This window comes from Pseudomonas sp. JH-2, assembly GCF_036231725.1.
Classification (GTDB): Bacteria; Pseudomonadota; Gammaproteobacteria; order Pseudomonadales; family Pseudomonadaceae; genus Pseudomonas; species Pseudomonas delhiensis.
Genome location: NZ_JAZAQP010000028.1, coordinates 15,488 through 41,275, shown reverse-complemented (window position 1 = coordinate 41,275; position 25,788 = coordinate 15,488). Strand labels below are relative to the sequence as shown.

Here is a 25,788-nt window from a genome sequence, read left to right as displayed (position 1 = left end):
TTGTTATGAAGCTTCTTTGTCTGGTTGGCTTTTTTACAGCTTGTTCAGGGCCTTCCGTGGCGCGCACGAGCGCTAAATGCAGCCCGGTCGGAAACGAGAGCGCTGCAACCAACGGTCATCCCACTGCAGATGATCCGTGTGTTCCGGAAGGCGGCAGCGGCGCCACCGCTTTCCGCAAGGGCCCGGCCGTTCGGGACGAGCGGCCGGGCCATGCCGTCACTTGCCGGACTTGATGGTGGTCCAGCTGCGCGTCATCAGGCGCTGGGTCTTCGCCGGCAGGTCCGGGAAGGCGTACAGCTTCTTCATGACCTCGTCGCTCGGGTAGATGCCCGGGTCGTTACGGATTTCCTCGTTCACCAGCGGAGTGGCCGCGGCGTTGGCGTTCGGGTAGGAGACGGTGTCGGAGATCTCGGCGATCACCTTCGGCTCGAGCAGGAAGTTGATCCACTTCAGCGCGCCTTCGGGGTTCTCGGAGTCCTTCGGAATGGCCACGGTGTCGAAGAAGGCGCCGGCGCCTTCCTTCGGAATGTGGTAGGCCACCTTCACGTTGTTCTTGGCTTCCACCGCGCGGGACTTGGCCTGGTAGATGTCACCCGAGTAGCCGATGGCCACGCAGATGTTGCCGTTGGCCAGGTCCGAGATGTACTTGGAGGAGTGGAAGTAGGTGATGTACGGGCGGATCTTCAGGAACAGGTCCTCGGCGGCCTTGATTTCCTTCGGGTCCTGGCTGTCCGGCTTGTAGCCCAGGTAGTGCAGGGCCGCCGGCAGCATCTCGGTGGGCGAGTCGAGGAAGCTCACGCCGCATTGCTTCAGCTTCTGGATGTTCTCGGGCTTGAACACCAGGTCCCAGGAATCCACCGGGGCGTTGTCGCCCAGCGCGGCCTTGACCTTGTCCGGGTTGTAGCCGATGCCGATGGTGCCCCACATGTAGGGGATGGCGAACTTGTTGCCCGGGTCGCTGACCTCGAGGGTCTTCATGATGTCCGGGTTGAGGTTCTTCCAGTTCGGCAGCTTGGAACGGTCCAGCGGCTGGTAGACGCCGGCCTTGATCTGCTTGGCCAGGAAGGAGTTCGACGGCACCACCACGTCGTAGCCCGACTTGCCGGCCAGCAGCTTGGCCTCCAGCACTTCGTTGCTGTCGTAGACGTCGTAGACCACCTTGATGCCGGTGGCCTTGGTGAACTCGTCAACCGTGTTCGGGGCGATGTAGTCGGACCAGTTGTAAACGTGCAGTACCTTGTCATCGGCCTGTGCCATGCCGGCCACAGCGCCCGCCAGAGTCATGGCGAGCAGGGTCTTGCCGAAGGTCTTGAACATGCGGGTAGCTCCAATTGTTTTTGATGTTCCGGGTGGCGTCGGCGGCTTCCCGCCTTCACCACCCGGTGAGCCTGGCCAACGCACAGGCGCAGTCTGTCAAAGGTCCGGTGAAAGACTCAAGACAGCGCTACGGCGGCGGTTTGATCGAGGCACTTGCGCGCCAGGGTGATCAACTCGTCGATCTCCGGCTTGGTGATGACCAGCGGCGGCGAAATAATCATAGTGTCTCCCACCGCGCGCATGATCAGGCCGTTGCGGAAGCAGTGCTCGCGGCACAGCATGCCGACGCCGTTCTCGAAGCGCTCGCGGGTCTTCTTGTTCTTCACCAGCTCCAGCGCGGCCACCATGCCGACGCCGCGGGCCTCGCCCACCAGCGGGTGGTCGGCCAGCTCCTGCCAGCGCTTCTGCAAGTAGGGTGCCGTTTCCGCCTTCACGGTCTCGACGATCTTCTCCTCGCGCAGGATGCGGATGTTCTCCAGGGCCACCGCTGCGGCCACGGGGTGACCAGAGTAAGTGAAGCCGTGGTAGAACTCGCCACCCTCATTCAGGGTATCGACGACCTCGTCGCGGACGATTACGCCGCCCATGGGGATGTAGCCGCTGGTCAGGCCCTTGGCGATCGGCATCAGGTCCGGGGCGTTGCCGTAGTACTGGCTGCCGAACCACTCGCCGGTACGGCCGAAGCCGCAGATGACTTCGTCGGCGATGAACAGGATCTCGTACTTGGCGAGGATCTCGCGGATCTTCGGCCAGTAGGTTTCCGGCGGGACGATCACGCCACCGGCGCCCTGGATCGGCTCGGCGATGAAGGCGGCGACGTTCTCCTCGCCGACTTCGAGAATCTTCTTCTCCAGCTGCTCGGCGGCCCAGACGCCGAACTCTTCCGCCGACATGTCGCCGCCCTCGCCGTACCAGTAGGGCTGGGCGATGTGCACGATGCCCGGGATCGGCAGGTCGCCCTGGCCGTGCAGGGCCTTCATGCCGCCGAGGCTGACGCCGGCGACGGTGGAGCCGTGGTAGCCGTTCCAGCGGCCGATGACCACCTTCTTCTGCGGCTTGCCCTTGATCGACCAGTAGTGGCGGACCATGCGCAGCACGGTGTCGTTGGACTCCGAGCCGGAGCCGGTGAAGAACACGTGGTTCATGCCTTCGGGGGCGATGTCGGCGATGGCCTTGGCCAGTTCCAGCACGGGCGGGTGCGCGGTCTGGAAGAACAGGTTGTAGTAGGGCAGCTCGAGCATCTGCTTGTAGGCGACCTCGGCGAGCTCCTTGCGACCATAGCCGACGTTCATGCACCACAGGCCGGCCATGCCATCGAGGATCTTGTTGCCCTCGCTGTCCCACAGGTACACGCCCTCGGCCTTGGTGATGATGCGCGCACCCTTCTCGTTCAGCTGCTTGTAGTCGGTGAACGGAGCCAGGTGGTGTTCGCGGCTGAGCGCCTGCCAGTGTTGGGTCTGGGCGCTGGTCTGTTTCGTCATTTTGGTAAAACCTCTCTGTAATGAACACGGGGCCCGGCCGGCAGGGCCGGACCCCACGCCGATCAGACGGACAGCAGGAGGAACTCCCGCTCCCAGGAACTGATCACCCGCTTGAAGTTCTCGTGTTCGGCACGTTTCACCGCGACGTAGCCGCGGATGAACTTGCTGCCCAGGTACTGTTCAAGGGTCTTGCTGCCTTCCATGGTTTCCAGTGCCGCCTCGATGGTCAGCGGCAGGCGCAGGTTACGTCGTTCGTAGCCGCGGCCCTTGACCTGGGCACTGGGTCTGATGCCTTCGACCATGCCGATGTAGCCGCACAGCAGGCTGGCGGCCAGGGCCAGGTACGGGTTGGCGTCGGCGCCGGCCAAGCGGTTTTCCACGCGGCGGTTCTCCGGGTTGGAATCCGGCACGCGCAGGCCCACGGTACGGTTCTCCTCGCCCCACTCGACGTTCACCGGCGCCGAGGTGTCGGGCAGGAAGCGGCGGAACGAGTTGACGTTCGGGGCGAACAGCGGCAGGGCCTCGGGGATGAAGCGCTGCAGGCCGCCGACGTGGTGCAGGAACAGCTCGCTCATGGTGCCGTCGGCATTGGAGAAGATGTTCTTGCCGGTCTTGATGTCGATGATGCTCTGGTGCAGGTGCATGGCGCTGCCCGGCTCGCCGGTCATCGGCTTGGCCATGAAGGTCGCGGCCACGTTGTGCTTGAGTGCGGCCTCGCGCATGGTGCGCTTGAACACCAGGATCTGGTCGGCCAGGTCCAGGGCATCGCCGTGACGGAAGTTGATTTCCATCTGCGCGGTGCCTTCCTCGTGGATCAGGGTGTCCAGGTCCAGGCCTTGCGCCTCGCACCAGTCGTACATGTCCTCGAACAGCGGGTCGAATTCGTTCGCCGCGTCGATGGAGAAGGACTGGCGGCCGGTTTCCTGGCGCCCGGAACGGCCCACGGGGGCCTGCAGCGGGTAGTCGGGGTCGTCGCTGCGCTTGGTCAGGTAGAACTCCATCTCCGGCGCCACGATCGGCTTCCAGCCCTTGTCGGCGTAGAGCTTGAGCACGCGCTTGAGAATGTTGCGCGGCGACAGCTCGATGGGGTTGCCGAGCTTGTCGTAGGTATCGTGGATGACCATCGCGGTGGGCTCGATGGCCCAGGGGACGAGGAACACGGCATTCTCGTCCGGGCGGCAGACCATGTCGATGTCCGCCGGGTCCAGCAGGTCGTAGTAGATGTCGTCCTCGACGTAATCACCGGTCACGGTCTGCAGGAGTACGGACTCCGGCAGGCGCATGCCCTTCTCGTTGAGGAATTTGTTGGTCGGCGCGATCTTGCCCCGGGCAATCCCGGTCAGGTCGGCGATCATGCATTCCACTTCGGTGATCTTGCGTTCCTTCAGCCAGCCGGTCAGCTGGTCTAGCTTGGTAGTCATAAAGACCTCAGGGTGTGAGAGCCCGGCCCCAACCGCCGGGCTCAACGTTGCCCCGCCCTCTTGCTGCAGGCTTTGCCGAATGCCTGGAAGATGGCGAGATAGTTGGGATTGGATCGGACCTGCCACTCCGGGTGCCACTGCACGCCGAGGGCGAAGGCCCTGGCACCTTCTACGGAGAAGGCTTCGACCAACCCGTCAGGCGCCAGTGCTTCTACGCGAAGGCCCGGCGCCAGACGTGCAACGCCTTGGCCATGAATGGAATTGACCTGGATCTGCGCCGGCAAGCCGATGCCGGCGAGAACGCCGCCCGGCTGCACGTCGACGACGTGGCGCGGGGCGTACTGCACCTCGACCGGCTCGTCGTCCGGCTCGCGGTGGTCCATGAATCCTGAAGTTTCGTGCACCTTCTGGTGCAGCGTGCCGCCGAGAGCCACGTTGATCTCCTGGAAACCGCGGCAGATGCCGAGTACCGGCACGCCAGCGGCGATCGCAGCGCGAATGAGCGGCAGTGTAGTAGCGTCTCGGGCGATGTCATGCAAAGTGCCTGCATCGCTCGCGGGCCCACTATAATGATGAGGCTCGACGTTCGACGGTGATCCGCTGAACAGCAGCCCATCGAGGCTGGAGAGCAAGGTGTCCTGGTCGAGAGCCTCGCCCAGGGCGGGAATGATCAACGGTAGACCATTGGCCCCGGCCACCACGGCGCTGACGTATTTGTCGCCGACGGTATGGCTGGTTTTATGACCGACTTGCCTGACGCAGGCGGTCACGCCTATTAACGGCAGGCGAGACATGGGACACCCGTGCTTGTAAGTGTTATGGGTTGCGACCGAGCTTAGCGCTGTTCATTTTTTTACACAATAGTCCTGTAAAAAATCGCACACGCCTCGCTGAACATCCCATGACAACACGCTTTCACGGCCCCTGAGACAAGCCGAAATGCCCCAGAAATGGCCACCTTGCACCATAAGCGGGCAGGAAGTGGCGCTATTGACATCAACAGGCCTTTCGGATTGACTCACACCCTAGCCCCCGAATGATTGATATTTTTAACAATAAAGGTGTTGCACCATGTCGGTACCCCCGAGTGCCGTTCCGCTCTCAGAAGCGACCGAGTTCCTGAAGGAACACCCCGAGGTCCAGTTCGTCGACCTCCTTATTGCAGATATGAATGGCGTGGTTCGCGGCAAGCGCATCGAGCGCACCAACCTGCCGAAAGTCTACGAGAAAGGCATCAATCTCCCCGCTTCGCTGTTTGCCCTCGACATCACTGGCTCCACCGTTGAAAGCACCGGCCTTGGCCTGGACATTGGCGACGCCGACCGTGTCTGCTATCCCATCCCCGACACCATAGCCATGGAACCCTGGCAGAAGCGCCCAACCGCGCAACTGCTGATGACCATGCATGAAATGGAAGGCGCGCCCTTCTTCGCCGACCCGCGTGAAGTCCTGCGCCAGGTCATCCAGAAATTCACCGACATCGGCCTGAGCATAGTCGCGGCCTTCGAACTGGAGTTCTACCTGATCGACCAGGAGAACGTGAACGGCCGTCCGCAGCCACCGCGTTCGCCCATCTCCGGCAAGCGCCCGCAATCGGTACAGGTCTACTCCATCGACGACCTCGACGAGTATGCCGACTGCCTGCAGGACATCATCGACGGCGCCCGCGCCCAGGGCATCCCGGCCGACGCCATCGTCAAGGAAAGCGCCCCGGCGCAGTTCGAGGTCAACCTCCACCACGTCAACGATGCGCTCAAGGCCTGCGACTACGCGGTGCTGCTCAAGCGCCTGATCAAGAACGTGGCATACGACCACGAGATGGACTCGACCTTCATGGCCAAGCCCTACCCGGGCCAGGCCGGCAACGGTCTGCACGTTCACGTGTCGCTGCTGGACAAGGACGGCAAGAACATCTTCGCCAGCGAGGATCCCGAGCAGAACGCCGCGTTGCGTCACGCGATCGGCGGTGTGCTCGAGACCCTGCCGGCCTCCATGGCCTTCCTCTGCCCGAACGTCAACTCCTACCGCCGTTTCGGCTCGGCCTTCTTCGTGCCGAACGCGCCGAGCTGGGGCCTGGACAACCGTACCGTGGCCCTGCGCGTGCCCACCGGCGCGGCGGAAGCGGTACGCCTGGAACACCGGGTAGCCGGCGCGGACGCCAACCCCTACCTGCTGCTGGCCGCGGTCCTCGCCGGCGTCCACCACGGCCTGACCAACAAGGTCGAGCCGGGCGCGCCCATCGAGGGCAACGCCTACGAGCAACTGGAGCAGAGCCTGCCGAACAACCTGCGCGATGCCCTGCGCGAGCTGGACGACAGCGACGTGATGAACAAGTACATCAGCCCCGAGTACATCGACATCTTCGTCGCGTGCAAGGAACACGAGCTGCAGGAGTTCGAGTATTCGATCTCCGACCTCGAGTACAACTGGTACCTGCACACCGTATAGGAAACACCCCGGACAACGCCGGCCCCGCGCCGGCGTTCGTCCGATCGCCTTGCCCGCCGGGCGGCCGCAGTGCACGACTGCGCCATGCCTTCCCGGCCGGGCGGGTTTACCTCGCCTCACCCTGCTCTGCCGCTCCACGCTGCAACCAAGCCCCGGAATGGCCGCCGGCCGTCCATGCTGTGCCTTGACATACAGGGAGAATGCCAATGCCACGCCTGCTCGCCCCGCTGTTGCTGCTGCTCTGCCCGCTGCTCGCCCAGGCCCAGGACGTCATCCGCGTCTACAACTGGAACGACTACATCGCCCCGGAAGCGCTCAAGGATTTCGAGAAGGCCACCGGCGTGAGTGTCGAGTACCACACCTACAGCACTGCCGAAGAACTGGACAAGGCACTGCGCGCCGGCGAGAAGATCGACGTCGCCGTCCCCTCCCACAACGACCTGCCGCAGCTGATCAAGGACAAGCTGATCCAGCCGCTGGACTTCACCCGCCTGCCCAACCGCAGCCACCTCGACCCGCAACTGATGAGCAAGCTGGCCGCCGTCGACCCCGACAACCGCCATGCCGTGCCCTACCTGTGGGGCGCCGTGGGCCTGGCGGTGAACCAGCCGCAGGCCGAGAAGGCCCTGGGCGGGCCGGTGCCGGACAGCTGGGGCCTGCTGTTCGACCCGCAATACAGCGCGCGCCTGAAGAGCTGCGGGCTGAGCCTGCTGGACGCGCCCGACGAGACCTTCTCGGTGCTGATGAACTACCAGGGGCGCAACTTCGCCCGCAGCGCGCCGACGCAGATCCGCCGCGCAGGCCAGGTGCTCGCGGCGCTGCGCCCGAACCTGCGCTACATCGATAGCGAGCGCTACATCCAGGACCTCAACGACGGCAAGCTGTGCGTGGCCATGGCCTGGGTCGGCGACGCCCTGCACGCGGCCCGCGCCGGGCAGCCGGTGCACTTCGTGGTGCCGCAGGAAGGCTCGGTGCTGTTCATCGACAACCTGGTGGTGCCCAGCAGCGCCCAGCACCCGGACCTGGCCCTGCGCTTCATCGACTTCATGCTGCAGCCGAAGGTCGCCGCCCAGGTCACCGCCGCCACCCTCTACCCGAACGCCAACGTCGACGCCGCGGCCTTCCTCGACGCCGAACTGCGCCAGCAGCCGGGCCTGTACCCGGACCAGGAGACCAAGCGCCGCCTGTTCGCCCTGGAAATCGCCCCGGAAAAGACCGCCCCGGTGCTCAAGGAAACCTGGGACAAGCTGCTGGCCGACCACTGACGGCCAGCGGCGCGCCGCCACGCCACGGCGGCGCCAAGCCTGCGAACTTGCTCCGGGCGCCTGAGCTGAAGTCCAATAGCCGCTCATGCCCGGAGAACCCCATGCCCGCCCCCACCAGCTCCCGCAAGCCCCGCGCCAGCAGCCAGGCGCGCATCGCCAGCATCCTCGACGCCGCCCGCGCCCTGCTCGCCGAAGACGGCACCGCCGGCCTGTCGATCTACGCCGTGGCGGAGCGGGCGGACATACCGCCGTCCTCGGTCTACCACTTCTTCCCCAGCGTGCCGGCGCTGCTGCAGGCGCTGACCGGCGAAGTCCACGCCGCCTTCCGCGCCTGCCTGGCGGCGCCGGTGGACCACGAGGCCCTGCGCGACTGGCACGACCTCTCGCGGCTGGTGGAAGAGCGCATGCTCGCCGTCTACGCCGCCGATGCCGCGGCGCGCCAGCTGATCCTCGCCAGCCACGGCCTGGCCGAGGTGACCCTCGCCGACCGCCAGCACGACATGGAACTGGGCCGCTCCATGCAGGCGCTGTTCGACCGCCACTTCCACCTCCCCGAACTGCCGGCGGACATCGAGGTGTTCAGCCTGGCCATGGAACTGGGCGACCGCGTCTACGCCCTCTCGATGCAACGCCACGGCCGCATCGAACCGCGCCTGGCCGAGGAAGGCATGCGGGTGTTCGACGCCTATCTGTCGCTGTATCTGCCGCCCTTCTTGCCCAAACGGCAGCTGTAGGCGGCAGGCTACAGGCTGCAGGCGAAAAGCGGCTGGCCTCGCCACTTCGATCACGCTCTTACCTGCAGCCTGTAGCCTGCCGCCTGAAGCCGCTTTGTCGATATTTATCTGCCTTTTCATCGGATTCGATGGGCCTACAGATAAATTCCGCTTTAAAAGCCGATTTTTATCGGATATAAATCGCCCCAGCCTTGCGAGAAAGCCTCCTTCTCGCAGCACCCTGCGGCCGCCGCCCAATCCGGAAGGCCGATAAGTATCCGAATAAAAAGGTGTTCCATGACCCGTACCGTCACCGTCGCCGCCACCCAGATGGCGTGCTCCTGGGATGTCCAGGCCAATATCGCCAATGCCGAGAAGCTGGTGCGCCAGGCGGCCGCCCAGGGCGCGCAGATCATCCTGGTCCAGGAACTGTTCGAGACCCCCTACTTCTGCCAGAAGCCCAACGCCGACTACACCCAGCTGGCCACCCCGGTGGAAGAGAACCCGGCCATCGCGCACTTCCAGAAAGTCGCCGCCGAACTGAAGGTCGTGCTGCCGATCAGCTTCTTCGAGCGCGCCGGCCGCGCCCGCTTCAACAGCATCGCCATCATCGACGCCGACGGCAGCAACCTGGGCGTGTACCGCAAGAGCCACATCCCGGACGGCCCCGGCTACCACGAGAAGTACTACTTCAACCCGGGCGACACCGGCTTCAAGGTCTGGGACACCGCCTACGCGCGCATCGGCGTCGGCATCTGCTGGGACCAGTGGTTCCCCGAATGCGCCCGCAGCATGGCGCTGATGGGCGCCGAAGTGCTGTTCTACCCGACCGCCATCGGCAGCGAGCCGCATGACGCCAGCATCACCTCGCGCGACCACTGGCAGCGCGTGCAGCAGGGCCATGCCGGCGCCAACCTGATGCCGCTGGTGGCTTCCAACCGCATCGGCAAGGAAGAGCAGGACGGCTACGACATCACCTTCTACGGCTCCTCGTTCATCGCCGATCAGTTCGGCAAGAAGGTCCAGGAACTGGGCGAGACCGAGGAAGGCATCCTGGTGCACAGCTTCGACCTGGACGCCCTGGAGAAAGTCCGCACCGCCTGGGGTGTGTTCCGCGACCGCCGTCCGAACCTATACTGGCCGATCGCGACCCTCGACGGAGAGAACCTCTCCGAATGACCCCGCGCGGCGGGAGGCGATCCCTCCCGCCGCTTCGTCCGTAGCTGCCCGCATCTGGTGATCCCATGACCACTCTGACCAGTACCCCCCGCGCCGACGGCTTCCGCATGCCGGCGGAATGGGAACCCCACACCCAGACCTGGATGGTCTGGCCCGAGCGCCCGGACAACTGGCGCCTGGGCGGCAAGCCGGCGCAGGCCGCCTTCAGCGCCGTGGCCGAGGCCATCGCGCGCTTCGAGCCGGTCACCGTCTGCGTTTCCGCCGCCCAGTTCGAGAACGCCCGCGCGCGCCTGAGCGACGCCATCCGGGTGATCGAGATCAGCAACGACGACGCCTGGGTGCGCGACACCGGCCCGACCTTCGTGGTGAACGACCAGGGCGCCGTGCGCGGCGTGGACTGGACCTTCAACGCCTGGGGCGGCCTCGACGGCGGCCTGTACTTCCCCTGGCTGCGCGACGACCAGGTGGCGGCGAAGATCCTCCAGGTCGAACGTTGCGGGCGCTACCGCACCGAAGGCTTCGTGCTCGAGGGCGGCTCCATCCACGTGGATGGCGAAGGCACCGTCATCACCACCGAGGAATGCCTGCTCAACCGCAACCGCAACCCGCACCTGTCCCGCGAGGAGATCGAGCAGGTCCTGCGCGAGCACCTGGCGGTGGAGAGCGTGATCTGGCTGCCGGACGGCCTGTACAACGACGAGACCAACGGCCACGTCGACAACTTCTGCTGCTACGTGCGCCCGGGCGAAGTGCTGCTGGCCTGGACCGACGACGTCAACGACCCCAACTACCCGCGCTGCCAGGCCGCCATGCGCGTGCTGGAACAGGCGCGCGACGCCAAGGGCCGGCAGTTGGTGGTGCACAAGATGCCGATCCCCGGCCCGCTGCATGCGACCGGGGAAGAGTGCTCCGGCGTCGACCTGGTGGAAGGCAGCCAGGAGCGCGACCCGTCGATCCGCCTGGCCGGCTCCTATGTGAACTTCCTGATCGTCAACGGCGGCATCGTCGCGCCGAGCTTCGACGATCCGAAGGACGCCGAGGCCAAGGCCATCCTCCAGCGCGTGTTCCCCGAGCACGAAGTGGTGATGGTGCCGGGCCGGGAAATCCTCCTGGGCGGCGGCAACATCCACTGCATCACCCAGCAGCAACCGGCGCCGCAGAAACGCTGAGCCGGCAGCCGCCAACGAAAAGGCCGTCGCCCCGCAAGGGACGACGGCCTTTTTCATCACGGTACCCATCGCAAGATCCGCAGGCGAGCATGGCTTCTCGTAGGAGCGGACTCCGTCCGCGATGGGCCGACCCCACACACGGTGCTTCCCTGTGGGAGCGCGCCCTGCGCGCGAAATCGCGGGCAGGGCCCGCTCCTACAATCCACCTCGCCGTGAGGCATGGCATCCCCCCGTAGGAGCGGACCTTGTCCGCGATAGCCGCAACCTCCGGCGCGCTCCTACGGAAAGCCCTGGCTCTAGAACAGCGGCAGGGTGTAGCTGACGATCAGGCGGTTCTCGTCCTGGTCGCGCTGGGCCGGGGTAGCGCCCTGGGCCGGCAGGCCGCTGCGCAGCGAGGCGTTCTTCCAGGTGAAGCCCAGGCCCTTGAAGGTACCGTCCGGGATCACGTAGGCCAGGGTGATGTCGCGCTCCCACTCGCTCTGGTCGCCGCGGGCGGTGTCGATGTTGTCGCCGCGCAGGTACAGGGCCTGGAAGGTCAGGCCCGGCAGGCCGGCCTGGGCGAAGTCATAGCCGTAGCGGGCCTGCCAGGTACGCTCACCGGCACGCAGGAACTTGCCGATCTGCACGTCGGTGATCAGGTAGGCGGTGGCGCCGTCGCCGTTGTTGATGAACGGGAAGTCGCTGTCGCCGCTGAGCTGCTGGTAGCCGACACCGAAGCTGTGGCCGCTGACGATGTAGGTGAACAGGCCGCTGTAGGCCTTGTTGTCGACTTCGCCCTTGGTCACGCCGTTGCCGTAGTAACCGGAGGTGTAGTAGCGCGAGTCATGGCTGTTCTTGCCGTCGTCGCTGCTGTTGAAGTAGCGCAGGTCGCTCTTCAGGACGCCCGGGCCGATCGCCCAGTTGTGCTGCAGGCCGAGGAAATGCTGTTTGTAGAAGTCCTGCAGGTTGCCGTAGTAGTACTGCAGGGTCAGGTCCTTGGTCAGCTTGTAGTCGACGCCGCCGTAGTAGAACTTGTTGACGAACTCGCCGGTGCGCGCGTTGTTGGCGCCGGCGATGGACAGCCCCTCGTTGTTGCTCGAGCTGCGGCCCTTGGTGTGCTCCAGCTGGCCGCCGATCAGCGTCAGGTCCTTGAACTCGTTGGAGGTGATCTGGCCGCCTTCGAAGGTCTGCGGCAGCAGGCGGCCGTCGTTGTAGGTCACGACCGGCAGCTTGGGCAGCAGGGTGCCGTAGCGCAGCTCGGTGGCGGAAACCTTCACCTTGCCGGTCGCCCCCAGGTGCGAGAAGTCGTCCACTGCGCGGCCATCGCCATCGGTGGGAAACACGGTGCCGGAGAAGCTGGAGCTGGTCGGGTTGTAGTGGGTGCCCTTGCCGCTGTCCAGGCGCACACCCAGCAGCCCCAGCGCATCGACGCCGAAGCCGACGGTGCCTTCGGTGAAGCCGGAGGTGTAGTTCAGCAGGAAGCCCTGGCCCCATTCCTCCTGCTTGCTCGGCTCGGCGGTGCCGTTGCGGTTGTCGCTGTTGATGTAGAAGTTGCGCAGGGTCAGGCTGGCCTTGCTGTCCTCGATGAAGCCGCCGGCGCTGGCCAGCGGAGCATGGGCGCCAAGGGCAGCGGCCGCCACGGCCAACGCCAGGGTGGATTGCGTGATGTTACGACTCTTCATTGGTAATCCCCATTTATTGATCTTGTGTGAAGTCGGCAAAGCGCCACGCGCCGCACGGCGCAAATTCCTCCGCCCAGTCGCACGGCCGGGCACGGCCCGGGCCTGCAGGCGAATGGCGGTCGGTCAGTCGGACGCCCCTAGGCGGGGTCTCTACGTGGGCAAGCAGGCAGGAAGGAACTTGCGGAAAGGCATGGCAGCGTCATGGTGAATGCTCGTGTCTTGTTCTTGTGGGCGAAACCTGAGGCTTCACCCCGACATGGCAATCCCCGGGCCAATCGGCCCGGCATGTCCCGACACGTGGACTGGCGCGGGTTGGCATCCCGTAGCCGGCTCCTTCGCTGCGCGCTGGTCAGCGGAAATTCGCCACCTTCCCCGGCCTGGCTGGCGGTTTGTCGCCATGCTCACCGGACTTCATTGCCTGGACCCTGCGGCCACGCTGGGGCAACGATAAGCAATCGGGAATAAATCCAAAAAGAATTAATTATTAAAATGTAATTTCATTTTGGAATAAATAATGTGCCATCGCGCCCCGCCAATCCATTTCCCGATAGGGGTACGGGACGGGGGCGAAAGAGGTAGCGGCGCGGAAAGGCGCCGCCTCAGGCCTGCTCGATACGGTCCTTGCCGTTGCGCTTGGCCTGGTACAGCGCGGCGTCGGCCCGGCCGTAGAGCGCCGAGAGGTTTTCGTCGTGGGGCAGCAGCAGGGTCAGGCCCTGGCTGACGCTGATACCGAAGGTCTGCTCGTCTTCCTTGAAGCGCAGGCGCTGCACCTCGCGCTGCAGGCGCTCGCCGATCTGCCGGGCGGTCACCTGGTCGCAGCCGGGCAGCAGCACGGCGAACTCCTCGCCGCCGATGCGGCCGAACAGGTCGCCGCGGCGCAGCGCGCCGGAGGCGCACTGGGCCACGCGCTGCAGCACGCGGTCGCCGACCTGGTGGCCGTAGCGGTCGTTGACCTTCTTGAAGTCGTCCACGTCCAGCAGCAGGAAGGCCAGGGCCGCGCCGGCCTGCTTGGATTCGTTGAAGGCCTGTTCGGCGTTGTCGAAGAAGTAGCGGCGGTTGCTGCTCTGGGTCAGCACGTCGGTGGTCGCCAGGCGCTGCAGTTCGCTTTCCAGGTGTTTCTTGTCGGTGATGTCCTCGGCGATGCCGACCACCATCAGCGGCAGGCCGGCCTCGCTGTGCTGGCTGATGAAGCACTTGTCGCTGAGCCAGCGCACCTCGCCGTCGGCGCGCAGGATGCGGTACTCGCGCTGCTCCACGGCGCCACGCTCGAGCACCTGCAGCAGGCTGCTGGCGGCGTAGTCGAGGTCGTCCGGGTAGATGGCGTTGAGCCATTCGTTGTAGTCGGCCAGCAGCAGGGCCGCCGAACGGCCGAAGATGCGCTCGTAGGCGGGGCTGACGTAGACCATGCGCTGGGCCTGCCAGTCGAAGGCCCAGAGCACCGCGTTGACGCTGGCCAGCAGGGCGCTGAAAAGCTGCTCGCGTTCTTTCAGGCGCTCCACTTCGGCGCGGCTGTGCAGCAATGCCAGCAGCGCTTCGTCGAGATCCTGCGGCGCCCTGTACCTGTCGTCCATGTGTCAGCTTCCTACAACTAATCGAGTGGTCTATGACCGCAAAATTAGCCAAGTGCTCGACAAAAAAAGAAAAAGCCCGCCGAACGGCGGGCTTTTTGTGATGGACCTCTCAGATATCGGCCGGGCTCAGACAGCCGGGCGCAGCGAGTAGGTCTTCAGCTGTTCGGCGAAGTCGCGCAGCGACTGGATGCCACTGGCCTCGGCCTCCTGCACCCACTGCTTGATGGCGGCCAGCATGTCGTGGCCGTTGGCGCTGGTCTTCAGCCAGATCTGCTGCAGCGCCAGGCGCTTCTCGTAGATCACCTGCAGGGCCTGGCTGTGCGCCAGCAGGCGCTCGATGCGCGCGTGGTGGCGCTCTTCCAGCAGGCTGGTCTCGCGGGAGAGCAGGCGCTTGCCGCGGCGGAACAGGTGGCGGACGTTGGCGTCGGCCTTGGCCAGCTCCTGCTTGACCAGCGGGCCGATCACCAGCTTGCGGTACTGGGCCATGATCTGGAAGCGGTTGTTGAGGATGGCCATGGCGGTGTCCATGTCCAGGCTGCCCTTGCCTTCCACCCGGTGGGCGATCGGTGCCACCCGCGCCACCTTGGCCAGGCGCAGGAAGCAGAACAGCTTGATCCAGGCCCAGCCCAGGTCGAACTCCCACTTCTTCACCGACAGCTTGGCCGAGTTGGGGTAGGTGTGGTGGTTGTTGTGCAGCTCCTCGCCGCCGATGACGATGCCCCAGGGCACCAGGTTGGTGGCGGCGTCGCGGCACTCGAAGTTGCGGTAGCCCACGGCGTGGCCCAGGCCGTTGATGACGCCGGCGGCCCAGAATGGGATCCAGGCCATCTGCACGGCCCAGACGGTCAGGCCGAGGGCGCCGAACAGGGCGACGTCGACCAGCACCATCAGGGCGATGCCGCCCAGCGGGAAGCGGCCGTAGAGGTTGCGCTCCAGCCAGTCGTCCGGGCAGTTCTTGCCGTAGATGCGCAGGGTGTCCGGGTTCTTCGCTTCCTCGCGGTAGAGTTCGGCGCCCTTGCGCAGCACGGTGCCCAGGCCCTTGTACACAGGGCTGTGCGGGTCTTCGGCGGTCTCGCACTTGGCGTGGTGCTTGCGGTGGATGGCGGTCCACTCGCGGGTGTTCATCCCGGTGGTCATCCACAGCCAGAAACGGAAGAAGTGTTGCAGCGCCGGATGCAGTTCGAGGGCGCGGTGGGCGGAATAGCGATGCAGGTAGACAGTCACGCTGACGATGGTGACGTGGGTGAGCAGCAGCGTGACCACGATCAGCTGCCACAGCGGTAGATCAAGGAAACCGTTGTACCACATGAATGATAATGAACCTCGGCAATGGTCGATGAGCCTGGAACAAGGCCAGCTCGCATTATCACCAAGCGTGGCGGGAAAACCATCCGGTCTTTTTGATATGAACAGGGGCCATTGGCCATCCTCTATACTGCGCAGCCAATAACTCGTCCCCCTCGTCGCAATGAACCCACGCCCGAGTGCCCTCCGCATCTGCCTGCTGTACCTGCTGTTCGCCTGCCTGTGGGGGCTGACGAGCGACCGGCTGCTGCGCCTGGCGGTCGGCGAGGGCAACCTGCTGCCCTGGCTGGTGGCGAAAAAGTATCTTTTCTTTGCCATCAGCGCCGGCGTGCTGTTCCTGCTGATGACCCGGCAGCTGAAGTGGATGCGGCGCACCCTGGCTGCCCGCGAGCGGAGCGAACGGCGCTTCGAGCGGGCCCTGGACGCCCTGGACGACGGCCTCTGGGAGTGGGATATCGAGCAGCACCGGGTGTTCTACTCGCCCGGCTACGCGCGGATGACCGGCCTGAGCGCGGAAGAACTGGGCGACAGCTTCGGCAACTGGGAGCAGCGGCTGCACCCGGACGACCGCGACAGCGTGCTGGCCCAGCACCGCGACCTCCTGCAGCGGCGCAGCGAGCGCCTGGAATGCACCTACCGCCTGCGCCACGCCGACGGCAGCTACCGCTGGGTGCATGCCCGCGCGCGCTTGAGCGGCGGTCACGGCGGCGAGCCGCTGCGCATGACCGGCGTCAGCCGCGACGTCACCGAGCAGCGCAAGGCCAACGACCACCTGCGCCAGGCCGCGGCAGTGTTCGAGGCGACCCAGGAAGGCCTGCTGGTGACCGACGAGAAGGGCGTGATCCTCCACGTCAACCCGTCGTTCCAGCGCATCACCGGCTACAGCGCCGACGAAGTGGTGGGGCGCAACCCCTCGATGCTCAAGTCCGGGCGCCAGGACGATGCCTTCTACCAGCGCATGTGGCAGGCCCTGAACACCGAGGGCCTGTGGTGCGGGGAAATCTGGAACCGGCGCAAGAGCGGCGAGGTGTACCCGCAATGGCAGCACATCTGCGCCGTGCATGACGAGCAGGGGCGCCTGACGCACTACGTCGCGGTGTTCTCCGACCTCAGCAGCATCAAGCGCTCGCAGCACGAGCTGGACTTCCTCGCCCACCACGACCCGCTCACCGGGCTGCCCAACCGCCTGCTGCTGCGCGAGCGCCTCGAACAGGCCCTGGCCCGCGCCGAGCGCGAGCAGGGCGGCGGCGCCCTGCTGCTGCTCGACCTGGACCACTTCAAGCACGTCAACGACAGCCTCGGCCACAGCGCCGGCGACCAGTTGGTCAAGACGGTGGCCGAGCGCCTGCGCGGCTGCCTCGACGAGCACGCCGCCCTGGCGCGCCTGGGCGGCGACGAGTTCGCCGTGGTCCTGGAAAGCCAGCAGCCGCACCACGCCAGCAGCCTCGCCCAGCGCCTGCTGGAAGCCATGCACGCGCCCTTCGAGGTGCAGGGGCAGCCGGTCTACATCTCCGCCAGCCTGGGCGTCAGCCTGTTCCCCGAGGACGCCCGCGACGTCGACCACCTGCTGCGCCACGCCGACGCTGCGCTGTTCCAGGCCAAGGCCAGCGGGCGCAACCTATATGCCTTCTACACTCCGGAACTGACCGCCCGCGCCCGCTCCCACGTGCAGGTGGAGGCGGCCCTGCGCCAGGCGCTGGAGCACGACGAGCTGCGCGTGTACTACCAGCCGGTGCACGACCTGGCCAGCGGCCGGGTGGTCGGGGTGGAGTCGCTGGTGCGCTGGCAGCACCCGCAGCGCGGCCTGGTGCCGCCCTGCGAATTCATCCCGGTGGCCGAGGAATGCGGGCTGATCGCCGCCATCGACACCTGGGTGCTGGACCAGGCCTGCCGGCAGATGCGCCAGTGGCTGGACGAGGGCGTGGCGCTGGAGTTCGTCGCGGTGAACCTGTCCAGCCGCCTGTTCGGCCGCGACGGCCTGGAACAGCGGGTGGCCCGCGCCCTGCAGGAAAGCGGCCTGCAGCCGCGGCACCTGGAGCTGGAAGTGACCGAGAGCGCCATCATGCAGAACATCGACCAGTCGGTGGCCCTGCTGCAGCGCCTGCGCGGGCTCGGCGTGCAGCTGGCGATCGACGACTTCGGCACCGGCTATTCCTCGCTGATGCGCCTCAAGCGCATGCCGGTGCAGAAGCTGAAGATCGACCAGGGCTTCGTCGCCGGCCTGCCCGACGACGCCGAGGATGCCGCCATCGCCCGCGCCATCATCGCCCTGGCCCGCAGCATGGGCCTGCACGTGGTGGCCGAGGGCATCGAGCGTCCGGACCAGGCGGCCTTCCTGCTCGACCACGCCTGCGACGCCGGCCAGGGCTACTGGTACGGCCGCCCGCAGCCCGCCGACGAGCTGCCCTGGGCACGGGCGGCATCGCGCCAGCCAAGTTAAAACCTTGTGGAATATAAAAATTCTTAAATAGTATTTTTAAGAATATTCGACTCCTGCCTAAGATGCGCTCACACCGCACGCGCCGCCCACCCGGGACGGCCCGGCGAAGCCCACCAAGGAGCCCAGATCATGAGCGCAACCCTCCGTAGCCTGGAAGGCCAGGACGAAGCCAACATCCTGCGTGAAGTGCAGAGCGCCCTGCGCGGTCTGCGTTTCGGCGCCGTCGAGATCACCGTGCACAACGGCCAGGTGGTGCAGATCGAGCGCAAGGAGAAGTTCCGCCTGCAGCAGCCCGCCAGCCGCCAGAGCTGATTCCCGGGCCCTGCGGGACCCGTCGCAACGCCCCGATAAGAACACGCCAACAAGCACAACACCAAGATTCGTATCCAGGAGCTGCACATGTCCATCCGCCGTTTCGCCCTGGCCGCCCTGGCCAGTGCACTGGTTTCCACGTTGGTCGCCGGCCCCGCGGCCGCGGCCACCCAACTGCTGAACGTATCCTACGACCCGACCCGCGAGCTGTACCAGGCGTACAACGCGGCCTTCATCAAGCACTGGAAGGCCCAGGGCGGCGACGACCTGACCGTGCAGCAATCCCACGGCGGTTCCGGCAAGCAGGCCCGCGCCGTCATCGACGGCCTGAAGGCCGACGTGGTGACCCTGGCCCTGGCCGGCGACATCGACGAACTGAACAAGCTCGGCAACCTGCTGCCGGCCGACTGGCAGGCGCGCCTGCCGGACAACAGCACCCCCTACACCTCGACCATCGTGTTCCTGGTGCGCAAGGGCAACCCCAAGGGCATCAAGGACTGGGGCGACCTGACCAAGCAGGGCGTCGAGGTCATCACCCCGAACCCGAAGACCTCCGGCGGCGCCCGCTGGAACTTCCTGGCCGCCTGGGCCTGGGCCAAGAAGCAGTACGGCAGTGACGACAAGGCCGAGGCCTACGTCAAGGACCTGTACAAGCACGTGCCCGTGCTGGACACCGGCGCCCGCGGCTCGACCATCACCTTCGTCAACAACAACATCGGCGACGTGCTGCTGGCCTGGGAGAACGAAGCCTTCCTGGCCAAGAAGGAACAGGGCGGCGAGAATTTCGAGATCGTCGTGCCCTCGCTGTCGATCCTGGCAGAGCCGCCGGTGGCGGTGGTCGACAAGACCGTCGACAAGAAGGGCACCCGCAAGGTCGCCGAGGAGTACCTGAAGTACCTGTACAGCGAGGAAGGCCAGCGCATCGCCGCGCAGAACTTCTACCGCCCGCGCAACGCCAAGGTCGCCGCCGAGTTCGCCAACCAGTTCCCGAAACTGGACCTGGTGACCATCGACAAGGACTTCGGCGGCTGGAAGGTCGCGCAGCCCAAGTTCTTCAACGACGGCGGCATCTTCGACAAGATTTACCAGGCGCAGTAAACCGCGTAGCCACAAGCGACAAGCCATAAGCTGCAAACAGCTCGCTTGCCGCTTGTGGCTTTTGGCTTGTAGCTAACCGAGAGGTTTCAATGTCACGACGCATCTCCCCGGTCATACCCGGCTTCGGGCTGACTCTGGGCTACACCCTGGTGTATCTCAGCCTGTTGGTGCTGATTCCGCTGGGGGCCCTGTTCCTCAAGACCACCGAGCTCACCTGGGAACAGTTCTGGACCATCATCACCGCCCCGCGCGTGCTCGCCGCGCTCAAGCTGAGCTTCGGCACCGCGCTCATCGCCGCCCTGATCAACGGCGTGATCGGCACCCTGCTGGCCTGGGTGCTGGTGCGCTACGAGTTCCCCGGGCGCAAGATCATCGACGCCATGATCGACCTGCCGTTCGCCCTGCCCACCGCGGTGGCCGGCATCGCCCTGACCGCGCTCTACGCCCCCAACGGCCTGGTCGGCCGCTTCGCCACCGAGCTCGGCTTCAAGATCGCCTACACCCCGCTGGGCATCACCCTGGCGCTGACCTTCGTGGTGCTGCCCTTCGTGGTGCGCACGGTGCAGCCGGTGCTGGCGGACATCCCCCGCGAGGTCGAGGAAGCCGCCGCCTGCCTGGGCGCCAAGCCGCTGCAGGTGTTCCGCCACGTGCTCCTGCCGGCGCTGCTGCCGGCCTGGCTGACCGGCTTCGCCCTGGCCTTCGCCCGCGGCGTCGGCGAGTACGGCTCGGTGATCTTCATCGCCGGCAACATGCCGATGAAGACCGAGATCCTGCCGTTGCTGATCATGGTCAAGCTGGACCAGTACGACTACACCGGCGCCACCGCCATCGGCGTGCTGATGCTGGTGGTGGCCTTCGTCCTGCTGCTGCTGATCAACCTGCTGCAACGCCGCATCGAGACCCCCTGAGGAGCGCGCCATGAGTTCCGCAACGCTTTCCACCGCACAAGCGGCGAACGCCGCCCGGCGTGGCAACCCCTGGGGCCGCCGGCTGCTCATCGGCCTGGCCTGGCTGGCCTTCGCCCTGTTCCTGCTGCTGCCGCTCTACGTGGTCCTGAGCGAGGCGCTGAAGCAGGGCTTCGGCACCTTCTTCGAGGCCATCCTCGAGCCCGACGCCCTGGCCGCGCTGAAGCTGACACTGATCGCCGTGGGCATCTCGGTGCCGCTGAACCTGGTGTTCGGCGTGGCCGCCGCCTGGTGCGTGACCAAGTTCGAGTTCCCCGGCAAGAGCATCCTGGTGACCCTGATCGACCTGCCGTTCTCGGTCTCGCCGGTGATCGCCGGCCTGATCTACGTGCTGCTGTTCGGCGCCCAGGGCTACTTCGGCCCCTGGCTAAGCGACCACGACATCCAGATCGTCTTCGCCGTGCCCGGCATCGTCCTGGCGACCATCTTCGTCACCTTCCCCTTCGTCGCCCGCGAGCTGATCCCGCTGATGCAGGAACAGGGCACCCAGGAGGAAGAGGCCGCGCGCCTGCTCGGCGCCAACGGCTGGCAGATGTTCTGGCACGTCACCCTGCCGAACATCAAATGGGGCCTGATCTACGGCGTGGTGCTGTGCACCGCGCGGGCGATGGGCGAGTTCGGCGCGGTATCGGTGGTCTCCGGGCACATCCGCGGCGTCACCAACACCCTGCCGCTGCACGTCGAGATCCTCTACAACGAATACAATCACGTCGCCGCTTTCAGCATCGCCACCCTGCTGCTGCTGATGGCCCTGGTCATCCTGCTGCTCAAGCAGTGGAGCGAGTCGCGCCTGTCCCGATTGAAAGTCAAAGCTGACGAGGAATAAGCCATGAGTATCGAAATCCGTAACGTCAGCAAGAACTTCAACGCCTTCAAGGCGCTCAATGACATCAACCTGGACATCCACAGCGGCGAGCTGGTGGCCCTGCTCGGTCCCTCCGGCTGCGGCAAGACCACCCTGCTGCGGATCATCGCCGGCCTGGAGACCCCGGACGCCGGCAACATCGTGTTCCACGGCGAGGACGTCTCGCAGCACGACGTGCGCGACCGCAACGTCGGCTTCGTGTTCCAGCACTACGCGCTGTTCCGCCACATGACGGTGTTCGACAACGTCGCCTTCGGCCTGCGCATGAAGTCGAAGAAGGAACGCCCCAGCGAGGCGCGCATCGCCGAGAAGGTCCACGAGCTGCTGAACATGGTGCAGCTGGACTGGCTCGCCGACCGCTACCCGGAACAGCTTTCCGGCGGCCAGCGCCAGCGTATCGCCCTGGCCCGCGCGCTGGCGGTGGAGCCGAAGATCCTGCTGCTGGACGAGCCCTTCGGCGCCCTCGACGCCAAGGTGCGCAAGGAGCTGCGCCGCTGGCTGGCGCGCCTGCACGAGGAGATCAACCTCACCTCCGTGTTCGTCACCCACGACCAGGAAGAGGCCATGGAAGTGGCCGACCGCATCGTGGTGATGAACAAGGGCGTGATCGAGCAGATCGGCTCGCCCGGCGAGGTCTACGAGAACCCGGCCAGCGACTTCGTCTACCACTTCCTCGGCGACTCCAACCGCCTGCACCTGGGCAACGACGAGCACGTGCTGTTCCGCCCGCACGAAGTGTCGCTGTCGCGCCAGGCGGTGGAAGCCCACCGCGCCGCCGAAGTCCGCGACATCCGCCCGCTGGGTGCCATCACCCGGGTGACGCTGAAGGTGGACGGCCAGGACGAGCTGATCGAGGCCGAAGTGGTCAAGGACCACGACAGCCTGGTGGGCCTGGCCCGCGGCGAGACGCTGTACTTCAAGCCCAAGGCCTACCAGCAGGTGGCGAACATCTGAGCCGCTGCTTCTTCGGGGGGTTGCTTGATGCGGCCTCCAAGGCCCGGGGCTTTTCGTAGGAGCGAGCTTGCTCGCGAATGGCGTGTCCCTCTGGCTACGGTGCTTTGGGTTGACTCCGCCCCTCTCCCCAACCCTCTCCCTTCAGGGAGAGGGTTGGGGAGAGGGAACGGGCTCAAATTCAGCACCCAAGCAACCGGCGAACACCATTCGCGAGCAAGCTCGCTCCTACGAAGAAACCCCATCCACCAACCGCCGCAGCAGGAACGCTTTACTCGACTCGATGATCGCCCGCTGCGTCTCCTCACTGGCCGTCATCCGCGCCAGCACCAGCGCGCCCACGCACTGGCTGAGCATCGCCCAGGCATCCTCCGCACTCCCCAGCTCCTCCGCCCAGGCCTGCTGCAGCCCGAGCATCGCCGCCTCCACCGTGCCGCGCAGTTGCCCGTCGGCGCGGGCGATCTCCGCGCCCAGGGCGGGGATGGCGCAACCGCCATCGACGTTCTGCACGTGGGCCAGCGTCAGGTAGCGCTGCAGGCAGCGCTCCAGGCGCTCGCGGCCCTGGCTGTCGCCGGCCTTGCCCAGGCGTTCGGCGCTGCGCGTCAGTTCGCGTTCGACGATGGCGGCGAACAGCGCATCCTTGGACGGGAAGTGGTTGTAGAAGGCGCCACCGCTCAGCCCCACCGCCTTCATCAGCGCATCCACGCCGACGCTGGCGAAGCCCTCGCGCTTTGCGATGGCGCCGCTGCTCTCCAGCAGGCGCTGGCGGGTTTCTTCCTTGTGGCTGGCTGAGTAACGCATGGCGTGGGCTCCGAAAACGGCTTGACGGCTGTCGGAAGCATAACATAGCGTTCGTTTACCAAACGATCGTTTACCTATAACGAAAAGAGGAAACGGACCATGAGCGCTGCCTCCCCCAACGACAAGAAAGTGGTGCTGGTCATCGGCGCCGGCGACGCCACCGGCGGCGCCATCGCCCGCCGCTTCGCCCGCGAGGGCTACGTCGCCTGCGTCACCCGGCGTTCAGCCGACAAGCTGCAGCCGCTGGTCGACGCCATCCGCGCCGAAGGCGGCGAGGCCCACGGCTTCGCCTCGGACGCGCGCAAGGAAGAGCAGGTGGCGGAACTGGTGGAAACCATCGAGCGCGACATCGGCCCCATCGAGGCCTTCGTCTTCAACATCGGCGCCAACGTGCCCTGCAGCATCCTCGACGAGACCGCGCGCAAGTACTTCAAGATCTGGGAAATGGCCTGCTTCTCCGGCTTCCTCACCGGCCAGGCGGTGGCCCGGCGCATGGTCGCGCGCAAGCGCGGCACCCTGCTGTTCACCGGCGCCACCGCCGGGCTGCGCGGCGCCGCCGGGTTCGCCGCCTTCGCCGGGGCCAAGCACGGCATCCGCGCGCTGGCCCAGAGCATGGCCCGCGAACTCGGCCCGATGGGCCTGCACGTGGCCCACGTGGTGGTGGACGGCGCCATAGACACCGACTTCATCCGCGACAACTTCCCGCAGAAGTACGCGCTGAAGGACCAGGACGGCATCCTCGATCCCGAGCACATCGCCGACAACTACTGGTACCTGCACAGCCAGCCGCGCGACGCCTGGACCTTCGAACTGGATCTGCGCCCCTGGATCGAGCGCTGGTGAATCCCGACTACCACGACAAGAGAGATCGCCCCATGAGCAAGAGCGTCGAGTTCTACTTCGACTTCGGCAGCCCCACCTCCTACCTGGCCTACACCCAACTGCCGGGCATCTGCGCCGAGGCCGGCGCCGAGCTGGTCTACCGCCCGGTGCTGCTGGGCGGCGTGTTCCAGGCCACCGGCAATGCCTCGCCCATCGCCGTGCCGGCCAAGGGCCGTTACACCCTCATCGACATGCAGCGCTTCGCCCGCCGCTACGGCGTGCCGCTGAAGATGAACCCGCACTTCCCGATCAACACCCTGCTGCTGATGCGCGCCGCCACCGGCGTGCAACTGCGCCAGCCGGAACGCTTCGAGGCGCTGCTGGCCTGCGTGTTCAAGGGCATGTGGGTGGACGCCCTGAACCTGGGCGATGCGACGGTGCTGGGCCCGCTGCTGGCCGAGGCCGGCTTCGACCCGCAGGCGCTGCTGGCGCTGAGCGCCGAGCAGGAAGTGAAGGACGCGCTCAAGGCCAACACCGAGGCGGCCATCAAGCGCGGCATGTTCGGCGCGCCGACGGTGTTCGTCGGCGACGAGATGTTCTTCGGCCAGGACCGCCTGGACTTCGTCCGCGAGGCGCTGGCCTGAAGCGGCGGGCGGCCCCGCGGGGCCGCCCTTCGCCCATCACAGGCCATGGGGCACGGCGGAGCGGCGCAGGCCGAAGAACTCCAGTTCGGCGAGCACCCCGACCGCCAGCGCCTGGCCGATGACGAAGGCGCAGCCCAGTACGCTCGGCTGCACCCAGCCGCTGAGCAGCAGGAACAGGCTTTCCAGCACCCACAGCAGGTTGGCGGCGATCACCGCCCAGACGCCGGTGCGCGACAGCAGTTCGCTGTTGGCCATCCAGGCCAGCACCAGGGCGAAGGGCAGCAGCACGATGCCGGCCACCATCAGCAGCGCGGCGGGCAGGCCGAACAGCCCGCTCAGCGGGTTGGCGGCCAGCGCCAGCAGCAGGCCGGTGGCGCCGCTGGCGAGGGCGTCGAGTTGCAGGGAACGGCGGAGCAGCGGGGACGGTTGCAGCAGAGTCATGGCGAATCCTCCTGAACGAAGCGCCGCCGGTCCGCGGCGCCTGGCTGCAGAATCCGCCGCGGCGGGCACAGCGTCGATTACCTGCCAGGTAATGGCCGTGCACCGGCGGCAGGTCTATCGTTCGTTGCCATGGACAGCCAAACCCTCCCCGTCGGCGCCCTGTTGCGCCAGTGGCGCCAGCGCCGCCGCCTCAGCCAGCTCGACCTGGCCTGCGACGCGGACATCTCCACGCGCCACCTGAGCTTCGTCGAGACCGGCCGCGCCCTGCCCAGCCGCGAGATGCTCCTGCACCTGGCCGAGCAGCTGGACATCCCGCTGCGCGAGCGCAACCGCCTGCTCGGCGCCGCCGGTTATGCGCCGGTGTATTCCGAGCGGGCGCTGGACGACCCGGCGCTGACCGTGGCGCGCCAGGCCATCGACCAGTTGCTCAAGGCCCACGAGCCGAACCCGGCGATGGTGGTGGACCGCCACTGGAACCTGCTGGCCTCCAACCACGCGGTGGGCGTCTTCCTCATCGGCGTGGCCCCCGACCTGCTCGCCGCGCCCTGCAACGTGCTGCGCATGAGCCTGCACCCGCGGGGCCTGGCGCCGAACATCCTCAACCTGGGACCGTGGAAGGCCCACGTGATGGCGCGCCTGCAGCGGGACATCGAAGCCAGCGGCGACCCGCAGCTGCAAGTCCTGCGCGACGAACTGGCGGGCTACCCGGCGCCGCCCCACGAGGAACAGGCCAGCGGCGACATGGTGCTGATACCGGTGGAGCTGCGCACCGAACTGGGCGTGCTCAGCCTGATAGGCACCATCACGGTGTTCGGCACGCCGGTTGACGTGACTCTCTCGGAACTGGCGCTGGAGACCTTCTTCCCCGCCGATGCGCGCAGCGCGGACATCCTGCGCCGGCTCACCGGCACGGGCTAGG

General features: G+C 66.2%; 23 protein-coding genes. 14 read left to right on the top strand and 9 right to left on the bottom strand.

All coding sequences use genetic code 11. The annotated features are described in order from the left end of the window. Positions 1–216: 216 nt before the first annotated feature. The 4 genes from VV867_RS19000 to VV867_RS18985 all read right to left on the bottom strand — a co-directional run bounded on the left by VV867_RS19000 (position 217) and on the right by VV867_RS18985 (position 5,013). Complete coding sequence (locus VV867_RS19000) at positions 217–1,317, bottom strand: polyamine ABC transporter substrate-binding protein (RefSeq protein WP_089390841.1); 1,101 nt, start codon at positions 1,315–1,317, stop codon at positions 217–219. Positions 1,318–1,433: 116 nt separating this feature from the next. Then, positions 1,434–2,798: an aspartate aminotransferase family protein gene (locus VV867_RS18995; RefSeq protein ID WP_328567271.1), complete on the bottom strand. Its 1,365-nt coding sequence runs from the start codon at positions 2,796–2,798 to the stop codon at positions 1,434–1,436. Positions 2,799–2,860: 62 nt separating this feature from the next. Next, positions 2,861–4,219, bottom strand: coding sequence for a glutamine synthetase family protein (locus tag VV867_RS18990; RefSeq protein WP_109935454.1), 1,359 nt, complete (start codon positions 4,217–4,219; stop codon positions 2,861–2,863). Between the two features lie 41 nt (positions 4,220–4,260). Next, complete coding sequence (locus VV867_RS18985; RefSeq protein WP_275628280.1) at positions 4,261–5,013, bottom strand: gamma-glutamyl-gamma-aminobutyrate hydrolase family protein; 753 nt, start codon at positions 5,011–5,013, stop codon at positions 4,261–4,263. A gap of 277 nt (positions 5,014–5,290) precedes the next feature. Here VV867_RS18985 and VV867_RS18980 point away from each other — a divergent pair, with 277 nt between their 5' ends. The 5 genes from VV867_RS18980 to aguA all read left to right on the top strand — a co-directional run bounded on the left by VV867_RS18980 (position 5,291) and on the right by aguA (position 10,993). Next, complete coding sequence (locus VV867_RS18980; RefSeq protein ID WP_109935456.1) at positions 5,291–6,667, top strand: glutamine synthetase family protein; 1,377 nt, start codon at positions 5,291–5,293, stop codon at positions 6,665–6,667. A gap of 206 nt (positions 6,668–6,873) precedes the next feature. Then, entirely contained in the window at positions 6,874–7,932 is a 1,059-nt protein-coding gene (locus VV867_RS18975) for a polyamine ABC transporter substrate-binding protein (RefSeq protein WP_328567270.1), read from the top strand. Between the two features lie 101 nt (positions 7,933–8,033). Continuing rightward, the gene (locus VV867_RS18970; protein ID WP_328567269.1) at positions 8,034–8,666 is read left to right on the top strand and encodes a TetR/AcrR family transcriptional regulator; all 633 of its coding nucleotides are present in this window, start codon (positions 8,034–8,036) and stop codon (positions 8,664–8,666) included. A 276-nt stretch (positions 8,667–8,942) separates the two neighbouring features. Beyond that, positions 8,943–9,824 (top strand): N-carbamoylputrescine amidase, encoded by an 882-nt coding sequence (gene aguB, locus VV867_RS18965; protein ID WP_109932676.1) that lies wholly within the window; start codon positions 8,943–8,945, stop codon positions 9,822–9,824. A gap of 65 nt (positions 9,825–9,889) precedes the next feature. Continuing rightward, positions 9,890–10,993, top strand: a complete 1,104-nt coding sequence (gene aguA / locus VV867_RS18960; protein ID WP_109932678.1) for an agmatine deiminase — start codon at positions 9,890–9,892, stop codon at positions 10,991–10,993. A 296-nt stretch (positions 10,994–11,289) separates the two neighbouring features. Here aguA and VV867_RS18955 read toward each other — a convergent pair whose 3' ends face one another. The 3 genes from VV867_RS18955 to desA form a co-directional block, all read right to left on the bottom strand. Beyond that, on the bottom strand, positions 11,290–12,654 hold the full coding sequence (locus tag VV867_RS18955; protein WP_328567268.1) for an OprD family porin: 1,365 nt from the start codon (positions 12,652–12,654) through the stop codon (positions 11,290–11,292). Between the two features lie 599 nt (positions 12,655–13,253). Further along, positions 13,254–14,225, bottom strand: a complete 972-nt coding sequence (locus tag VV867_RS18950; RefSeq protein WP_109932682.1) for a GGDEF domain-containing protein — start codon at positions 14,223–14,225, stop codon at positions 13,254–13,256. Between the two features lie 126 nt (positions 14,226–14,351). Beyond that, the gene (desA, locus tag VV867_RS18945; RefSeq protein WP_109932684.1) at positions 14,352–15,533 is read right to left on the bottom strand and encodes a delta-9 fatty acid desaturase DesA; all 1,182 of its coding nucleotides are present in this window, start codon (positions 15,531–15,533) and stop codon (positions 14,352–14,354) included. Between the two features lie 160 nt (positions 15,534–15,693). Here desA and VV867_RS18940 point away from each other — a divergent pair, with 160 nt between their 5' ends. The 6 genes from VV867_RS18940 to VV867_RS18915 all read left to right on the top strand — a co-directional run bounded on the left by VV867_RS18940 (position 15,694) and on the right by VV867_RS18915 (position 22,164). Then, the gene (locus VV867_RS18940) at positions 15,694–17,970 is read left to right on the top strand and encodes a putative bifunctional diguanylate cyclase/phosphodiesterase (RefSeq protein ID WP_328567267.1); all 2,277 of its coding nucleotides are present in this window, start codon (positions 15,694–15,696) and stop codon (positions 17,968–17,970) included. Positions 17,971–18,099: 129 nt separating this feature from the next. Continuing rightward, positions 18,100–18,282, top strand: a complete 183-nt coding sequence (gene oscA / locus VV867_RS18935) for a sulfur starvation response protein OscA (RefSeq protein ID WP_009614015.1) — start codon at positions 18,100–18,102, stop codon at positions 18,280–18,282. An 87-nt stretch (positions 18,283–18,369) separates the two neighbouring features. After that, a complete protein-coding gene (locus VV867_RS18930) occupies positions 18,370–19,380 on the top strand; it encodes a sulfate ABC transporter substrate-binding protein (protein ID WP_109932688.1) in 1,011 nt (336 codons plus the stop codon). An 89-nt stretch (positions 19,381–19,469) separates the two neighbouring features. Continuing rightward, a complete protein-coding gene (gene cysT / locus VV867_RS18925; protein ID WP_109932690.1) occupies positions 19,470–20,288 on the top strand; it encodes a sulfate ABC transporter permease subunit CysT in 819 nt (272 codons plus the stop codon). 10 nt (positions 20,289–20,298) lie between these two features. Beyond that, positions 20,299–21,171 carry a sulfate ABC transporter permease subunit CysW gene (gene cysW, locus VV867_RS18920; RefSeq protein ID WP_109932692.1) on the top strand — a complete coding sequence of 291 codons (873 nt, stop codon included), beginning with the start codon at positions 20,299–20,301 and terminating at the stop codon, positions 21,169–21,171. A 3-nt stretch (positions 21,172–21,174) separates the two neighbouring features. Then, on the top strand, positions 21,175–22,164 hold the full coding sequence (locus tag VV867_RS18915) for a sulfate/molybdate ABC transporter ATP-binding protein (protein WP_089390825.1): 990 nt from the start codon (positions 21,175–21,177) through the stop codon (positions 22,162–22,164). A gap of 225 nt (positions 22,165–22,389) precedes the next feature. On the opposite strand, the gene VV867_RS18910 is transcribed toward VV867_RS18915, so the two are convergent. Beyond that, positions 22,390–22,962, bottom strand: a complete 573-nt coding sequence (locus tag VV867_RS18910; RefSeq protein ID WP_328567266.1) for a TetR/AcrR family transcriptional regulator — start codon at positions 22,960–22,962, stop codon at positions 22,390–22,392. A 99-nt stretch (positions 22,963–23,061) separates the two neighbouring features. Here VV867_RS18910 and VV867_RS18905 point away from each other — a divergent pair, with 99 nt between their 5' ends. Together VV867_RS18905 and VV867_RS18900 are read left to right on the top strand one after the other, a co-directional pair. Next, complete coding sequence (locus VV867_RS18905) at positions 23,062–23,805, top strand: SDR family oxidoreductase (RefSeq protein WP_275628270.1); 744 nt, start codon at positions 23,062–23,064, stop codon at positions 23,803–23,805. Positions 23,806–23,837: 32 nt separating this feature from the next. Beyond that, positions 23,838–24,428, top strand: a complete 591-nt coding sequence (locus VV867_RS18900; protein ID WP_328567265.1) for a 2-hydroxychromene-2-carboxylate isomerase — start codon at positions 23,838–23,840, stop codon at positions 24,426–24,428. A gap of 36 nt (positions 24,429–24,464) precedes the next feature. Here the strand turns inward: VV867_RS18900 and VV867_RS18895 are convergent, their stop codons facing one another. Further along, on the bottom strand, positions 24,465–24,869 hold the full coding sequence (locus tag VV867_RS18895) for a hypothetical protein (RefSeq protein WP_089390821.1): 405 nt from the start codon (positions 24,867–24,869) through the stop codon (positions 24,465–24,467). A 129-nt stretch (positions 24,870–24,998) separates the two neighbouring features. Here VV867_RS18895 and VV867_RS18890 point away from each other — a divergent pair, with 129 nt between their 5' ends. Then, positions 24,999–25,787 carry an MmyB family transcriptional regulator gene (locus VV867_RS18890; RefSeq protein ID WP_328567264.1) on the top strand — a complete coding sequence of 263 codons (789 nt, stop codon included), beginning with the start codon at positions 24,999–25,001 and terminating at the stop codon, positions 25,785–25,787. The last annotated feature ends 1 nt before the right edge of the window (position 25,788 follow it).

Coding starts and splice junctions, on each gene's coding strand:
- VV867_RS19000 (WP_089390841.1), bottom strand. CDS start 1,317: ATGTTCAAGACCTTCGGCAAGACCCTGCTCGCCATGACTCTGGCGGGC.
- VV867_RS18995 (WP_328567271.1), bottom strand. CDS start 2,798: ATGACGAAACAGACCAGCGCCCAGACCCAACACTGGCAGGCGCTCAGC.
- VV867_RS18990 (WP_109935454.1), bottom strand. CDS start 4,219: ATGACTACCAAGCTAGACCAGCTGACCGGCTGGCTGAAGGAACGCAAG.
- VV867_RS18985 (WP_275628280.1), bottom strand. CDS start 5,013: ATGTCTCGCCTGCCGTTAATAGGCGTGACCGCCTGCGTCAGGCAAGTC.
- VV867_RS18980 (WP_109935456.1), top strand. CDS start 5,291: ATGTCGGTACCCCCGAGTGCCGTTCCGCTCTCAGAAGCGACCGAGTTC.
- VV867_RS18975 (WP_328567270.1), top strand. CDS start 6,874: ATGCCACGCCTGCTCGCCCCGCTGTTGCTGCTGCTCTGCCCGCTGCTC.
- VV867_RS18970 (WP_328567269.1), top strand. CDS start 8,034: ATGCCCGCCCCCACCAGCTCCCGCAAGCCCCGCGCCAGCAGCCAGGCG.
- aguB (WP_109932676.1), top strand. CDS start 8,943: ATGACCCGTACCGTCACCGTCGCCGCCACCCAGATGGCGTGCTCCTGG.
- aguA (WP_109932678.1), top strand. CDS start 9,890: ATGACCACTCTGACCAGTACCCCCCGCGCCGACGGCTTCCGCATGCCG.
- VV867_RS18955 (WP_328567268.1), bottom strand. CDS start 12,654: ATGAAGAGTCGTAACATCACGCAATCCACCCTGGCGTTGGCCGTGGCG.
- VV867_RS18950 (WP_109932682.1), bottom strand. CDS start 14,225: ATGGACGACAGGTACAGGGCGCCGCAGGATCTCGACGAAGCGCTGCTG.
- desA (WP_109932684.1), bottom strand. CDS start 15,533: ATGTGGTACAACGGTTTCCTTGATCTACCGCTGTGGCAGCTGATCGTG.
- VV867_RS18940 (WP_328567267.1), top strand. CDS start 15,694: ATGAACCCACGCCCGAGTGCCCTCCGCATCTGCCTGCTGTACCTGCTG.
- oscA (WP_009614015.1), top strand. CDS start 18,100: ATGAGCGCAACCCTCCGTAGCCTGGAAGGCCAGGACGAAGCCAACATC.
- VV867_RS18930 (WP_109932688.1), top strand. CDS start 18,370: ATGTCCATCCGCCGTTTCGCCCTGGCCGCCCTGGCCAGTGCACTGGTT.
- cysT (WP_109932690.1), top strand. CDS start 19,470: ATGTCACGACGCATCTCCCCGGTCATACCCGGCTTCGGGCTGACTCTG.
- cysW (WP_109932692.1), top strand. CDS start 20,299: ATGAGTTCCGCAACGCTTTCCACCGCACAAGCGGCGAACGCCGCCCGG.
- VV867_RS18915 (WP_089390825.1), top strand. CDS start 21,175: ATGAGTATCGAAATCCGTAACGTCAGCAAGAACTTCAACGCCTTCAAG.
- VV867_RS18910 (WP_328567266.1), bottom strand. CDS start 22,962: ATGCGTTACTCAGCCAGCCACAAGGAAGAAACCCGCCAGCGCCTGCTG.
- VV867_RS18905 (WP_275628270.1), top strand. CDS start 23,062: ATGAGCGCTGCCTCCCCCAACGACAAGAAAGTGGTGCTGGTCATCGGC.
- VV867_RS18900 (WP_328567265.1), top strand. CDS start 23,838: ATGAGCAAGAGCGTCGAGTTCTACTTCGACTTCGGCAGCCCCACCTCC.
- VV867_RS18895 (WP_089390821.1), bottom strand. CDS start 24,869: ATGACTCTGCTGCAACCGTCCCCGCTGCTCCGCCGTTCCCTGCAACTC.
- VV867_RS18890 (WP_328567264.1), top strand. CDS start 24,999: ATGGACAGCCAAACCCTCCCCGTCGGCGCCCTGTTGCGCCAGTGGCGC.